The organism is Protofrankia sp. CiP1_Cm_nod1 (assembly GCF_920888515.1).
Taxonomy (GTDB): domain Bacteria; phylum Actinomycetota; class Actinomycetes; order Frankiales; family Frankiaceae; genus Protofrankia.
In genome coordinates, this window is sequence record NZ_CAKKTM010000095.1 from 1 (window position 1) to 13717 (window position 13717).

Genomic DNA, 13717 nt, shown 5'->3' on the forward strand with positions numbered 1-13717 from the left:
GCCCGCCGGTCTTCCGGTGCAGCAGTGTCTCCCGGTGCCCGCGGCCGAGCAGCACCGTCCCGGCCGGCCCGGAGATCTCCTCCGCCTCGAAGACCAGCTCATCGCGTGCGCTGGGGACCAGCCGTGCCAGGTAGGAGTGTGGCGGTGCCTCCACCCGGACCGTGATCCCCGACGCGCCGCCCCGCGGGCCGCCGTGCAGCAGCGCTCCGGCACCGCCGCGCAGCCCGACGAACAGTTGCAGGTCCTCGTCGACGATTCGCCCCAGCAGCTCCAGCGCGGAGACGAAGTTGCTCTTGCCCGCCCCGTTCGGGCCGATCAGGACGTTCAGCCCGCCCAGCCGGACCCGCGTCGAGCGGATCGAGGTGTACCCCTCGACCGTCACCGCCGCAAGCCGACCTGCCGTCATACGATCACTCTACGGCGGGCACCACCGCGGGCGGCGTCTGGCTGTGCGTCCGGGCTGGCCGGGGGAGCGGAACGTGCGCCGTTCACCGGCCCGTTCCCGCCCGACCTGCGAGAACGACCTCACCGGACTCGCGGGGTCAGGTGGGTCATCAGGGGGTCAGGTTCCACAGGGCGTCGAGGGGGAGGGCGGAGAGGCGGTCGCCGAAGGGTAGGGTCTGCTGGCCGGTGTAGAGGACGTAGCCGGCTACGAAGCGTGGGCCGAGCAGGTTGGCGAGGTGGCGTAGGCCGGCGAGGTCCTCGGTGCGGACGGTGGCGCCGGCTTTGACCTCGATCCCGACGACACGGCCGTCGGGGGTCTCCAGCAGTGCGTCCACCTCGACCTTGTCCTTCGTCCGGTAGTGGTAGAGGCGGGCGGACTGCTCGTTCCAGCCGAGTTGGCGGGCGAGTTCGGTGAGGACGAAGTTCTCGACCATCGGGCCGGCGGTGCCGTCGGGTTCCCCGAGCCGGGCCGCGTCCTGCCCCAGCAGATGGCAGGCTATGCCGCTGTCCACGTATGCCAGCTTCGGTGTGCCGACCGCCCGGTGGGTGTGGCCGGTGGACCAGGCCGGAACCAGCTTGATGAGAAAGACCGCGGACAGCAGGTCCAGGTAGCGGTTGAGAGTGGTTCTGGGGATGCCGGACTGTGACGCGAGCGCGCCGGGTACCAGCAGCCCACCGGACCGGCTCGCGAGCAGGGCGAGCAGTTGGTGCAGCTCACCGCGGCGCTGGATGGCGGACAGTTCGGTGACGTCCCGGGCGATGAGGGTGGACAGGTAGGAGTCGAAGAACGCCGTCCGGCGGCGGGGTGAGCGCCGCACCGCTTCGGGGTAGCCGCCGCGGACGATGCGTTCGAGGTAGTCGCGGCGTCGCAGCGGCGAGGTGCGGCTGAGCCCGGGGCCGTGGGTGAAGGCCGCGTCGACGAAGTGGTCCGGCGTCCCGTCGATCTCTCCCTGTGAGAACGGCCACAGTTCGATGGTCTCGATGCGCCCGGGGAGCGCGTCCGGAAGGTCGCGTAGGGCGAGGATCTGAGCGGAGCCGGTCAGGAGGAAGCGGCCGGGCCGGGGGTCGGTGTCCACCGCCACCTTGATCGAACGGAACAGTTCGGGGGCGAGCTGGACCTCGTCCACGACCAACAGGCCGTCGTGGTCGATGAAGCCTGTCGGGTCGTCGTGCGCGGCGCGCAGCGTGGCGGGGTCGTCGAGCAGGCGGATCAGCGGGTTGGCGGTGGCGGCGGCGGCCAGCCGGGCGAGGGTGCTCTTGCCGGCCTGTCGCGCGCCGTTGATCGCGACGACTCTGGTGTCTCCCAGCGCCTCCACGATGAGTGCCTCCGCCTTGCGTCTGATCAGCGCGCCTGATGCGTTCACACCACCATTATGGACACTTGGCCGCCATGATCGTGGTCATCTGGTCGCATGGTCTGTGGACAGTTGGACGCAGGTATCGTGGTCACCTGGACACTGTCCTTGCGGTTATCTGGTCGGACGGGTCGTGGTGAAATGGACGCTCGGTGCGTGGGCGGGTGGCCTTGCGCCGCGTGGACGATCGGCCGCTGGGATGCCTGATCGTGGTGGTGCCCTGACGGATCCGTGGCGGCATGGCTTCGTGACGGTGACGGGCGGTGGGCGTGAATGTTCGTTCGGTTGCGGCGCTGGCGGCCGGTAAGGTCGGTCGCGGTACGGGCGTCGTGATACGGGCGTGCTCGGGCGCCTGAAGCAACCACGGCAGGCCCAGGAACTACAGCGAACGGGCGGAACGGTCGATGAAGACGGCGATGCGGTCACACCTGTGCGGTGCGCTGCGCACGGAGCACATCGGTGCGACGGTTACGGTATGCGGCTGGGTGGCCCGCCGCCGCCAGCACGGCCAGTCGCTGATGTTCGTCGATCTGCGGGATCACTCCGGCCAGGTGCAGTGCGTGGTGGACGGCTCCGTCGACGTCCGCTCCGAGTATGTCGTCGCCGTCACCGCGACGGTGGCGGCCCGGCCCGAGGGGACGATCAACCCCAACCTGGCCACCGGCGAGATCGAGCTGCACGACTGCGTGGTGACGGTCCTCTCCGCGGCGCTGCCGCCGCCGTTCCCGATCGACGAGCGGGCGGACTCGGTCGACGAGGCGACCCGGCTCACCTACCGCTACCTGGACCTGCGCCGCGAGCGCATGCAGCGCAACCTGCGCACCCGCTCGGCGGTGCTGGCCGCGCTGCGCTCGGAGCTGGTACCGCGGGAGTTCGTCGAGGTCGAGACGCCGCTGCTGATGCCCTCCACGCCGGAGGGGGCGCGGGAGTTCGTCGTGCCGTCCCGGCAGTTCCCGGGCAGTTTCTACGCGCTGCCGCAGTCCCCGCAGCTGTTCAAACAGCTCCTGATGGTGGGCGGCGCCGACCGTTACTTCCAGTTCGCCCGCTGCCTGCGTGACGAGGACCTGCGCGCCGACCGGCAGTACGAGTTCACCCAGCTCGACGTCGAGATGAGCTTTGTCGACCAGGACGACGTCCTGGAGGTGATCTCCGCCGCGGTGCTGACCGCCGCGCGGGCCGTCACCGGCGGGCCGGTCGCGCCGATCGAGCGGATCACCTGGCACGAGGCCATGGACCGTTTCGGCGTGGACAAGCCCGACCTGCGCTTCGGCCTGGAGCTCGTCGAGCTGACCGGGGTCTTCACGGGCAGCGGCTTCCAGGCGTTCGCCGGGGCGCCGTCGGTGAAGGGCATCCGGGTGCCTGGCGGTTCGGCCACCCACAATCGCAAGGCGCTGGACGCGCTGACCGACCGGGCCAAGCAGCTTGGCGCGAAGGGCCTGGTGTGGATGCGGGTCGGTGCCGAGGGGTCGCTGGAGTCGCCGGTGGCGAAGTTCCTCTCCGCCGCCGAACTGGCCGGGATCGTGAAGGCGACCGGCGGTGAGGACGGCGACCTGCTGCTGCTGGTCGCCGACGAGTGGGCGACGGTCTGCGAGGTGCTCGGCCAGCTCCGTAACGACCTCGGCCGCCCGCCGGCCGGCGAGGGCGGGTTTCGTTTCGTCTGGGTCACCGACTTCCCGCTGTTCGTCGGGGTCGATGCGCAGACCGGGCGGCCCAAGCCCGGCCACCACCCCTTCACCCGGCCGCACCCCGACGACCTCGACAAGCTCGAGACCGAGCCGCTGGCCGTGCGCAGCCGCGCCTACGACCTGGTGCTCAACGGCTGGGAGCTCGGCTCGGGATCGATCCGGATCCACGAGCCCGACCTGCAGCAGCGCATCTTCGCCGCGCTGGGGATCTCGGCGGAGGAGGCCGACCGCCGGTTCGGTTTCTTCCTGACGCCGTTCTCCTACGGGGCCCCGCCGCACGGCGGTTTCGCCGTCGGTATCGACCGGCTGGTGGCGATCCTCGCCGGCGAGGACAACATCCGCGAGGTCATCGCCTTCCCGAAAACCCAGTCCGGACTTGACCCGATGACCGGCGCGCCGACTCCGATCGACGCCCGGCAGGTGCGTGAGCTGGGCATCCGGGTACTCCCGACAGCGTAAACGCCGCCACCTTCACCTGCCACCACACGCGAATTCCCCTGCCTGGCAGGACCTGGCGGGCTCTTGACCGGGTGAAACCGCCTCCGGCGGCGTCCCGGCCGTTTTACGGTTACCTGGCCGCATCACGTGTCGTGGCGTGGGTATGACCGGTGAATCCGTCCCGGACGGGCATCGGGGCCGGCTGGTTCGGCTTCGGGCGGGTTGGCCGTGGATCACGCGCCGGATACGACAGGAGGCCCGGGAATGCAGATACCGTTCTCGCCGTCACCGACATCCAGTCTCGGCGTCGAGTGGGAGCTGGCGCTGGTCGACCGCCGTACCCGTCAGCTTCGCGGGGCGGCGACCGCCATCCTCGACGAGTATCAGGCCAAGATCGGTGAACATGCCGAACAGCGGGCCAAACACGAGCTGTTCGAGTCGGTCATCGAGGTCGTCACCGGGGTCTGCGACACGGTCGCCGACGCCAAGGCCGACCTGGCCGTGACCGTCGGTCTCATCGAGGATCTGGCCGCGTCGCGCGGGCTTGCCCTGATGTGCAGCGGTACCCACCCGATCACCAGTTATGCCAGCCAGCAGATCAGTCCCGACCCGCGCTACCGCTCCATCCTGGAACGCATGCAGTGGGTCGCCCGACGCCTGCTGATTTTCGGCGTGCACGTACATGTCGGCGTTCCCGCGCAGGAGCGGGCGATTCCCGTCGTGAACGCGCTCGTCGGCTACATCCCGCATTTCCTCGCGTTGTCGGCGTCCTCGCCGTTCTGGCTGGGTCTGGACACGGGGCTGGCGTCGTCGCGCTCGAAGGTGTTCGAGAGCCTGCCCACCGCCGGCCTGCCGTACCTTCTGTCGGACTGGGAGCAGTTCGAGCGGTTCATGGGGACGCTGGTGTCGTCCGGGACGGTGGAGACCATCCGTGAGGTGTGGTGGGACGTCCGGCCGCACCCGGACTTCGGCACGGTGGAGCTGCGTATCTGTGACGGTCTGCCGACCCTGCTGGAGGTCGGGGCGATCGCCGCGCTGACCCAGTGCCTGGTCGACCGGATGAACACCCGGCTCGACCAGGGCCACCGGCTGCCGACGCCGCAGCGCTGGGTGGTGCAGGAGAACAAGTGGCGGGCCGCCCGGTACGGCCTGGACGCCGAGATCCTGCTCGACGAGGGGGGCACGACCCGCCGTGTCCGGGACGAGATCGCCGTTCTCGTCGACGATCTGCTGCCCGTCGCGCGGCGGCTGGAATGCGTCGACGAACTCACCGACGTCCTGCACATTCTTCAGGTCGGCTCGAGCTGCGACCGCCAGCGCGCGGTGGCGCGGCAGGCCGACGGGGATCTCGCCACGGTGGTCGATGTCCTTCTTCGGGAGATGAAGTCCCGCCGGCCGCTTTAGCCGGGAACGGCCGGTATGGCTTCTCGGTGGTATGGCCCTGGCGGTACGGGGCCGTTGACGGTACGGCGGCTGGCGGTACGGCTGCCGGTGATATGGGTGACGGCTTCGGTGCGTCGGCTGGCCGGAGGGTGTACGGTCATGTTTCTTTTCCCGTCCCCTCGGATCCTGAGAACTTCGGACGACCTTCAGGGCCTGCGGATCCGAAGGCCCGCGGAGCCGTGGATCCGAAGGCCCGGAGGAGCCTGAGGGAGCTCCCCCGGGCGGGGTGACGTGGGGAAGCCGGGGGTGAGGCCGGCAGTGACAGCCGGGGCCGCCAGGCGGGGCTGCTGGACGGGGCTGCCAGGCGGGGCCGCCGGACGGCTTCGGCCGGGGCGTGACGGGGGCGGAGTACCGTGGTCGACGGGGGTGAGCGGCGATGGTGCGCTCGCCCGCGGTGGTGCGATTTCGCGCTGTGGCTCTCGGCGTCCCCCGCGGCCTGCGAGTCGATCCGCCGGAAATCCGGGGATGGTGTGTCGGTGTCCGCCGTGTTCCGGTTGCCGCGCCGCCGCGGTCGCCGGGCCGCCTGGGCGTCTCGTCGCGCAGTAGCATCTGGTGATCGTTTGATATCGGGAGAGTAGGGGTCTGACTTGCAGGGGGCCGAGGCTTTTCGGTGTCGATGGCTGGTGGGCCAGGGTGGGGGCCGTAGGCAGGTGGCCGTGCGGTGAAGGTGGAGAACTTCGTCGCGGCCTGGCTTGCGGACAATGAGAAAGATCTGGTGGATGTGCGTCGTGATATCCACGCGCATCCCGAGCTGGCCTGGCAGGAGCTGCGGACGACCGAACTGATTGCGGAATCACTGAACAGTTCCGGTCTCAAGCCACGGGTGATGTCCTCGGGCACCGGCCTGTGGTGCGATGTCGGTACCGGTTCCGGCCCGGTTGTCATAGTCCGCGCGGACATCGACGCGCTGCCGTTGCGGGACGAGAAAGACCTCCCTTATTCCTCCTGCGTGGCGGGGGTGAGCCATGCCTGCGGGCACGACGTCCACAGCGCGATCGTGCTCGGGACCGGCAGGGCGCTGGCGGCGTTCGACGAGCGTTACCCGTTGCCCGGCACCATCCGGCTGGTGTTCCAACCCGCGGAGGAGGTCATGCCCGGCGGCGCGCTCGAGCTGATCCGCGAGGGCGTACTGGATTCGGTGTCCGCGGCGATAGCCGTCCACTGCGACCCGGCGCTCGAAGTCGGGCGGGTGGGCATCCGCGGCGGCCCGATCACGGCCGCGACGGACTACATCGAGGTCCGGTTGCGGGGCCCTGGCGGGCACACGTCGCGTCCGCAGAACACCGTGGATCTGGTGCACGCGCTGGCGCAGGTGGTGACGGGGCTGCCCGCGGCGCTGTCGCGAACGGTCGACCCCCGGGCGGCGGCGTGCCTGGTCTGGGGGCAGATCGAGGCGGGCAGCGTCCCGAACGCCATTCCCCGTGACGGCCTGCTGCGGGGCACGCTGCGCCTCTTCGACGAAGAGGTCTGGAAGCGGGCGCCGGCGATGGTCGAACGGCTGGTCGCGCAGCTCGTGGCGCCGTACGGCGCCACCGCGACGATCGAGCACCGGCAGGACGTCCCACCAGTGATCAACTCTGTGGACATCACCGAGGCGCTCCGCCGGGCGGCCGTGGCGGCGATCGGCGAGCACGCCGTCGCGCCCACCGGTCAGTCCCTGGGCGGTGAGGACTTCGCCTGGTACCTCCAGCGGGTGCCGGGAGCGCTCGCGCGGCTGGGCACCCGCAGCCCCGGCGGCCCCGTCCACGACCTTCATCAGGGCCGGTTCGACGTGGACGAGAAGGCCATTGGCGTCGGCGTCCGGCTGCTGGCGACCACCGCGGCCGGTCTCGCCTCGGCCGCCGCGGCCGAGGAGTGACGGCGCGCGACCGTCGAAAAGCCGAGAAGGAAACCGGGGCCCTGGCAGTGAGCCAGGGCCCCGCGGATGTGTCTGCCCGGAGCTGCGGGTGCTACCGGGAGCTGGGCACCTCGAGGTCGGCCTCGGGCTGAGGCCGGGGGCCCGGAACGGCCGGCCGCGGGTGCGAGGTCTCGATCCGCAGCAGCTTCGCGACGCTGTCCGGCAGGTACCAGTTCCAGCTGCCGAACAGGGAGACCAGGGCCGGCACCAGCAGCATCCGGACGACCGTCGCGTCCAGCAGGATGCCGAAGCCGAGCGCGGTCGCGAACAGTTTGATGTCGGTCTGCGGCCCGCTCGACAGCGACAGGAACGACAGGAACAGGATCAGGGCGGCCGACGTGACCAGCCGCCCGGTGCGGCCGACACCTTCGACGACGGCGGCGTCGGTGTCGCCGCGGGCGTCGTACTCCTCACGGATGCGGGAGAGGATGAACACCTCGTAGTCCATGGACAGGCCGAAGAGGAACGCGAAGACCATCAGCGGCAGCCAGAAGGTGATGGCGCCGGTGGCCTCGATGCCGTAGATCTCCTCGGAGCCGTAGCCGTGCTGCCAGAACAGCACCACGCCCCCGAAGGTCGCCCCCAGCGAGACGAGGTTGAGCACCACCGCCTTCAGGGGCAGCAGCAGCGAGCGGAAGGCCCGCACCAGCAGGATGTAGGTGACGATGACGATCAGAGCCAGGGCCCAGGGGAACACCCCGTAGACGCCGTGCATGTAGTCCAGCTGCAACGCGCCGATCCCGGTCACACCGATGACGCCGGGCACGTCGTGCAGCGCGGACCGGAGGTTGCGGATCGAGTCGATGCTGCGCCCGCCCGCGGTCTCCCTGTCCGGCACGGCGATGATCAGTGAGGTGCCGTCCCGGTTCGCCTCGGGGCCGCTCGCGGCGGTCGCGGTGACCACGCCGTCCACGGCCCGGACCCGTCGCAGCACGTCGTCCACCGCGGATGACTGGACCAGGATCTCGGCCGGGGTGAGGACGCCCTTCGGGGCACCGCCGCTCTCAATGATCTTTATTGCCTCGTAGGCGGGGCCGCTCTTGGCCAGCGATCCGGACTGCGCCGTGCCGATCTGGATCCCGAGGAACGGGATGATCAGCGCGGTGAGGATGGCGACCCCGGCGCCGGCGGCGATCCAGCGGCGGCGCACGACCAGCGAGGCCCATCTCGTCCAGAACCGGCTCGCGGTGTTCTCGTGCCGGATACGTGGCCAGTCGACCCGCGGGCCGATGCCGCCGAGCAGCGCGGGCAGCAGGGTGGTCGTGACCGCCACGCTGATCAGCGGGATGAGCATGCCGCCGTAGCCGATGGAGCGCAGGAAGGGCACCGGGATGACGACCATCGCGACCAGGCCGATGGCCACGGTCAGGCCGCTGAACACCACGGCATGGCCGGCGAACTGCATCGAGGCCACCACGGCGTCGTGGTTGTCCCGGCCGTGCGCGCGTTCCTCCCGCCAGCGGGTGACGACCAGCAGCGAGTAGTCGATGGCGACACCGAGGCCGATCAGGGAGACGAGGAACTGCACCAGGAACGACACGTCCGCGAAGAAGGTCAGCCCCAGCAGGACGAGGAAGGTCGACAGGATCGCCACCGCGGCGACGAGCAGCGGCAGCAGCGCGAGCAGCGAGGCGAAGACGAAAGCGAGGATCGCCAGCGCGCCGAGCCCGGCGATCAGGGTTTCGACCAGCACCCCCGGGCCGGAGTCGTTCGCGCCGTTGGTCGCGAGCTCGTTCAGGCCGGTGACGGTGCCGGTGAGCCCGGCCTGGGTGTGCTCGGCGAGCGACTTCTTCAGCGCCACCGTGATCTCGGAGTCGAGGCCGTCCTGCGGCGGATAGAAGGCGTACGCGAACTGGGTGCGGCCGTCATCGGTGACGAAGATGTCGTCGCCGGTTTCCGCCCTGCCGATGACTCGGACGTCGGAGACGTCGCGCTTGACCGCGGCGAAGGTGTCCGTCACCTGCTGGTCGCTGACCCGCTGGCCGGGCTGGGCCGACAGCGACAGGATGAACGGCGCGCCCTGGCTGTCCGTGTGATAAGTGGCGAGGACCTTCTTGGCCGTCTCGTAGCCGGGCTGGCCGGGCAGCGAGAAGTCGAAGGTCAGCCGGCCGGCTGTGGTGCTGGCCGTGGCAAATCCCGCCAGGAAGGTAACGATCCAGATAGAGATCACAAGCCGGCGGTGCCGGAGGCACCAGCGCGCGAGCGCCGACATCGGCGTCTCCCCACTCGTTAGGATGATCTGTGCTCTTGCATATTGACCTCCGCAACGGTACCACCGCTGATTGTGAACCTGGTAATGGTTTGTCTTATGGGTGACACTCCCAAGGTGAACGCCGACAGTGACATCGCGATATCTCTGCGAGAGCAGGTTTTCTATGCGTTTGCCCGTTTCGGCCCGGCCTGGGTGCGCTATCTGCACGCGTCCGTGGGGCTCGGCGGTCTAAGCCCGGCCGGCGTCCGGCTGCTGTCGGCGCTGCGCCACCATCCGCGGCCGCCCATCATGCGCGATCTCGTCCAGGACCTCGGCACCACGGCCCGGGCTGTGACCGGGCTGGTGGACACCCTCGAGCACGAGGGCCTGGTCCGCCGCACCCGGCACCCGCACGACCGTCGGGCGATACTCATCACTCTGACCAGCAAGGGTGAACAGGTGGTGGACCGCGTCGGGCAGGAGCATGTCGAGCGGGCATCGGCCCTGTTCTGCGTCCTGTCCGAGCGGGACCAGGCCGATCTTGTCCGGATCCTCGGCGTGCTGGGGGACGAGCTGGCCGCGCGGGGGCAGGCCGTCCAGCCCCGCGGGCTCGGTTGCGGACCTGATATTACTGAGAGTAGCTAGTGCTGCGTCAGTCAACGCTCGCCCCGTCCGCCCGGGCCGGCGCGGTGGGGGAGCCAGGCGGTGGGGGAGCCAGGCGGTGGGAGAGTCAGGCGGTGGGACGGTTGCGCAGATCGGCCACGTAGTCGGACGGCGCGCCGGCCCGCTCGGCCGCGTCGGCCATGATGGCCACATACCGTTTGGACGGCAGCCCGCCCTCGTAGGCGTCCAGCACGTACGTCCAGGCCAGCGCCTCGCCGTCCAGGGTGAAGATCCGTACGCGGATGCGGGTGTAGAGGCTGGCCTCCACGCCCTCCCAGACGTCGAGCTGCCTGAGGTCACGCTTGGCGACGTCGTAGAGCATCACGTACACCCGGGAGCCGGGTGACTCGACGATGGTGGCCAGCGCGCCTTCCCAGCCGACGTCCTCGCCGCCGAAGGTGAGCCGCCAGTTGCGGATCCAGCCGGTCCCGATGACGGGGGCGTGCGGTGCGCGTTCCTTCATCTGGGCCGGGTCGAGGTTGCTGCCGTAGGCGGCATACAAGGTCATTGTGTGCGTCCTTCACCGGCCCGGGCACCGCGGCCGCGGTGGCAAAGAACTACCTGGAGGATCTTCACTGGCCCCTACCTGTACCCACTTCCTCCCCCCGCGGGCGCGGACGCGCCGCGCGGGGAGCCCTCGGCCGCTCCCGGCCGACCTCGCGGACCGCATATCTGCCCGGACCCGTCCGATGTGCCACGATCGATCCAGCCACAGTTGCCCGGGCAGTTGCCTGGGCGGTCGTGAGATCCTGATCGTGACGTCCCTGGACCCGACTTCGTGTGACAACACGGACCGTAACCGCGTCGCGGCGGCAGATGGTCTCCCGTGGGGTACCACGGATCCGGTCGTCGATGTTCGACAGCTACGCGAAAGACAGTGTAGACCCCGAGCATCCCGGATCCCGGCCATCCCGGGCCTTGGCCGTCGGTGTCCCGGTCCGCCCGGTACCGGCCTGGCGGGGGAGCGTCCGCGCCCGCCAGGCCGGGTGACTGTTCATGCGATGGTTGCTCACACATCGGACAAGGCAAGATAGCTGGTGGGAATCCCACCCATCGAAGGGAGCGCGCAGGTGCCGCGAATCGTCATTCTCGGAGGAGGACCCGGAGGGTACGAGGCGGCTCTTGTCGGGGCTGAGCTTGGGGCGTTCGTCACGCTCATCGACTCGGACGGGGTGGGCGGCGCGTGCGTCCTCACCGACTGTGTCCCGTCCAAGGCGCTGATCGCCACGTCGGCCGCGATGACGGAGCTGGCCGTGGCGCCGTCCCTGGGAGTCCGGCTGCGTGACGGTGGCCACGTCCTGCCGGAGGCGGGCTGGGACGCCGGGGCGCTGCCCGGTCCGGGGCTGCCGCCCGGCATCGGCGTGGACATCGAGCGGGTCCACGCCCGGGTGCGGGGGCTTGCCGCGGCGCAGTCCCGCGACATCGAGACCCGGCTGGAGAAGGAGGCCGTGCGGGTGGTGCACGCCCGCGGCCGGCTGGTCGGCCCGCACGCCGTCGAGGTCGACTCCGGGGAGGCCTTCTTCGGCGACATCATCCTGATCGCGACCGGGGCGTCACCCAGGGTTCTTCCGAACATCGAACCGGACGGTGAGAGAATTCTCACCTGGCGCCATATCTACGATCTTCGGGAGCTGCCCGAGCATCTGATCGTCGTCGGTTCCGGGGTCACCGGCGCCGAGTTCGCCAGCGCCTACCAGGCGCTCGGCGCGAACGTGACGCTCGTCTCCTCCCGGGACCGGGTACTGCCCGGGGAGGACCCGGACGCCGCCAAGGTGCTCGAGGAGGTCTTCCAGCGCCGTGGGGTGACCGTGCTCAGCCGGGCCCGGGCCGAGGCCGCCCGCCGGGTCGGCGACAGCGTCGAGGTCGACCTCGCGGACGGCCGGACCATCACCGGCAGCCACGTCCTGATGGCCGTCGGGTCGGTGCCGCGGACATCGGGCATCGGGCTCGCCGAGGTCGGGGTACGGCGTGCCCCGAGCGGCCACATCGAGGTCGACCGGATGTCGAGGACGGCGGTGCCGGGAGTGTACGCCGCCGGTGACTGTACCGGTGTGCTGCCGTTGGCGTCGGTCGCCGCCATGCAGGGCCGGATCGCGATGTGGCACGCGCTCGGCGAGGCGGTCACGCCGCTGCGGCTGGGCACGGTGTCGTCCAACATCTTCACCGAGCCGGAGATCGCGACGGTCGGCATCTCGCAGAAGATGATCGAGTCGGGTGAGGTGGCGGCGCAGACGACGATCCTCCCGCTGGCGCGCAACCCGCGCGCGAAGATGCAGGGCATCACCGACGGTTTCGTGAAGCTGTTCTGCCGGCCCGGCAGCGGCAGCATCCTCGGCGGGGTGGTGGTGGCGCCGCAGGCGTCAGAGATGATCTTCCCGGTTTCGCTGGCGGTGGCCAACGGCCTCACCGTCGATCAGGTGGCCCACACCTTCACGATCTACCCGTCGGTGTCCGGCTCGTTGACCGAGGCGGCCCGCATCGCCATGCCTCGGGACCTGTTCGCGAGCTTCTGACCAGGCGTCCAGCCACGGTTGCCGGTCGCGGCTGGACGATGCCGCCTGCCTGCCTGCCTGCCTGCCTGCCTGGCCGCCTGCCTGTCTGGCTGGCCGCCTGGCCGGCCGGCCGGCGGCGCGGCCGGTGGTGGGTTGTCCTGGCTGGCGGGCCGTCCCGGGCGGCGGGTGCCGTGGCCGGCGGCGGTCAGCGGCCGTCCGTCCCCGGGCGGTCGCGGCTGGTCCCCGTCCGGTCATGATCGGCATTTGTGTGATCGGCGGTCGCGCGGCCAGCGTCCTCGGGGCCGCTGTCCTCGTCCTCCTCGAGCGGGAACACCGGCGGGAAGCCATGTTGGACGAGGCGACGGTTGCGGAAGTAGCCGGCGGTGGCGAACCCCAGGCCGACCGCGATCGCCAGCAGGACGATCGCGATGGTGAGCCGGATGTTGAGGCGCCCGGGCAGCAGCGCGAACATGACGGCGAACGGCAGCATGAGCAATGGCGGCCGGGACGCCTGCCGGACGCGCCACCGCGGCCCGGTCAGGTCGTGGGAGACCCACTGGTTGTACCGCGGGGGCAGCGTCCCGCCCACCAGGTAGTAGATCCGGCCGGTCAGCGGTGGCCGCTCGGCCGGCGCCGGTCCGGCGGGCACCGGTTCTGACGCCGGTGCCGCGCCGCCCGGCCGCGCCGAGCTCCTCGCCGGCGGCGGGCAGGCCCCGCCCTGGTTCGTCCCGCTGTCGTCCGTGCCGTCGGTGCCCATGGCATCAGCCTACGAACTCCGAAGCCTGCGGACTCCGAAGCCTGCGAACTACGGACGAACCGGGCCGGGGCGGGCGAACCGCCGCCCGTTAGTCCTTGATCTCGCAGAGGACGGCGCCGCTGGAGACGACCGCGCCGACGGCCGCGGTCAGCCCGGTGACGGTGCCCGCCCGGTGCGCGGTGATCGGCTGCTCCATCTTCATGGCTTCCAGGACGACGACGAGGTCGCCGGCCTCGACGGTGTCCCCGTCACTGACCGCGATCTTGACGATGGTGCCCTGCATCGGGCTGGTCAGCTCGTTCCCGCTGGCCGCGCGGGCGGCCTTGGCACCGGACCGCCGCCGTGGCCGGGC

11 protein-coding genes are annotated in these 13717 nt (G+C 70.5%); 5 read left to right on the forward strand and 6 right to left on the reverse strand.

The features are described 5' to 3' along the window. Together NBX02_RS04865 and NBX02_RS04870 are read right to left on the reverse strand one after the other, a co-directional pair. Window positions 1–406, reverse strand: a 406-nt coding sequence (locus tag NBX02_RS04865; protein WP_250290163.1) for an AAA family ATPase, incomplete at its 3' end; no start/stop codon positions are given. Between the two features lie 148 nt (window positions 407–554). Next, window positions 555–1808, reverse strand: coding sequence for an ATP-binding protein (locus NBX02_RS04870; protein WP_250287210.1), 1254 nt, complete (start codon window positions 1806–1808; stop codon window positions 555–557). A 395-nt stretch (window positions 1809–2203) separates the two neighbouring features. Between NBX02_RS04870 and aspS the strand changes: the two genes are divergently transcribed. From aspS to NBX02_RS04885, 3 genes are all read left to right on the forward strand, one after another. After that, window positions 2204–3943, forward strand: coding sequence for an aspartate--tRNA ligase (aspS, locus tag NBX02_RS04875; RefSeq protein WP_250290165.1), 1740 nt, complete (start codon window positions 2204–2206; stop codon window positions 3941–3943). A 243-nt stretch (window positions 3944–4186) separates the two neighbouring features. Next, window positions 4187–5326 carry a glutamate--cysteine ligase gene (locus NBX02_RS04880; protein ID WP_250290167.1) on the forward strand — a complete coding sequence of 380 codons (1140 nt, stop codon included), beginning with the start codon at window positions 4187–4189 and terminating at the stop codon, window positions 5324–5326. A gap of 700 nt (window positions 5327–6026) precedes the next feature. Then, complete coding sequence (locus NBX02_RS04885; protein ID WP_250286421.1) at window positions 6027–7223, forward strand: amidohydrolase; 1197 nt, start codon at window positions 6027–6029, stop codon at window positions 7221–7223. Window positions 7224–7314: 91 nt separating this feature from the next. On the opposite strand, the gene NBX02_RS04890 is transcribed toward NBX02_RS04885, so the two are convergent. Continuing rightward, a complete protein-coding gene (locus NBX02_RS04890; protein ID WP_250286419.1) occupies window positions 7315–9474 on the reverse strand; it encodes an MMPL family transporter in 2160 nt (719 codons plus the stop codon). Window positions 9475–9570: 96 nt separating this feature from the next. On the opposite strand from NBX02_RS04890, the gene NBX02_RS04895 reads away from it, so the two are divergent. Beyond that, a complete protein-coding gene (locus NBX02_RS04895; RefSeq protein ID WP_250286418.1) occupies window positions 9571–10098 on the forward strand; it encodes a MarR family winged helix-turn-helix transcriptional regulator in 528 nt (175 codons plus the stop codon). A gap of 85 nt (window positions 10099–10183) precedes the next feature. Here the strand turns inward: NBX02_RS04895 and NBX02_RS04900 are convergent, their stop codons facing one another. After that, on the reverse strand, window positions 10184–10624 hold the full coding sequence (locus NBX02_RS04900) for a gamma-glutamylcyclotransferase (RefSeq protein WP_250286415.1): 441 nt from the start codon (window positions 10622–10624) through the stop codon (window positions 10184–10186). 562 nt (window positions 10625–11186) lie between these two features. Between NBX02_RS04900 and NBX02_RS04905 the strand changes: the two genes are divergently transcribed. Beyond that, on the forward strand, window positions 11187–12629 hold the full coding sequence (locus NBX02_RS04905) for an NAD(P)H-quinone dehydrogenase (RefSeq protein ID WP_250290169.1): 1443 nt from the start codon (window positions 11187–11189) through the stop codon (window positions 12627–12629). A 184-nt stretch (window positions 12630–12813) separates the two neighbouring features. Here NBX02_RS04905 and NBX02_RS04910 read toward each other — a convergent pair whose 3' ends face one another. Both NBX02_RS04910 and NBX02_RS04915 read right to left on the reverse strand, forming a co-directional pair. Beyond that, window positions 12814–13365, reverse strand: coding sequence for a DUF5313 family protein (locus NBX02_RS04910; protein ID WP_250290171.1), 552 nt, complete (start codon window positions 13363–13365; stop codon window positions 12814–12816). Window positions 13366–13453: 88 nt separating this feature from the next. Further along, a partial coding sequence (locus NBX02_RS04915) for a biotin/lipoyl-containing protein (RefSeq protein WP_250290173.1) occupies window positions 13454–13717 on the reverse strand: 264 nt, incomplete at its 5' end.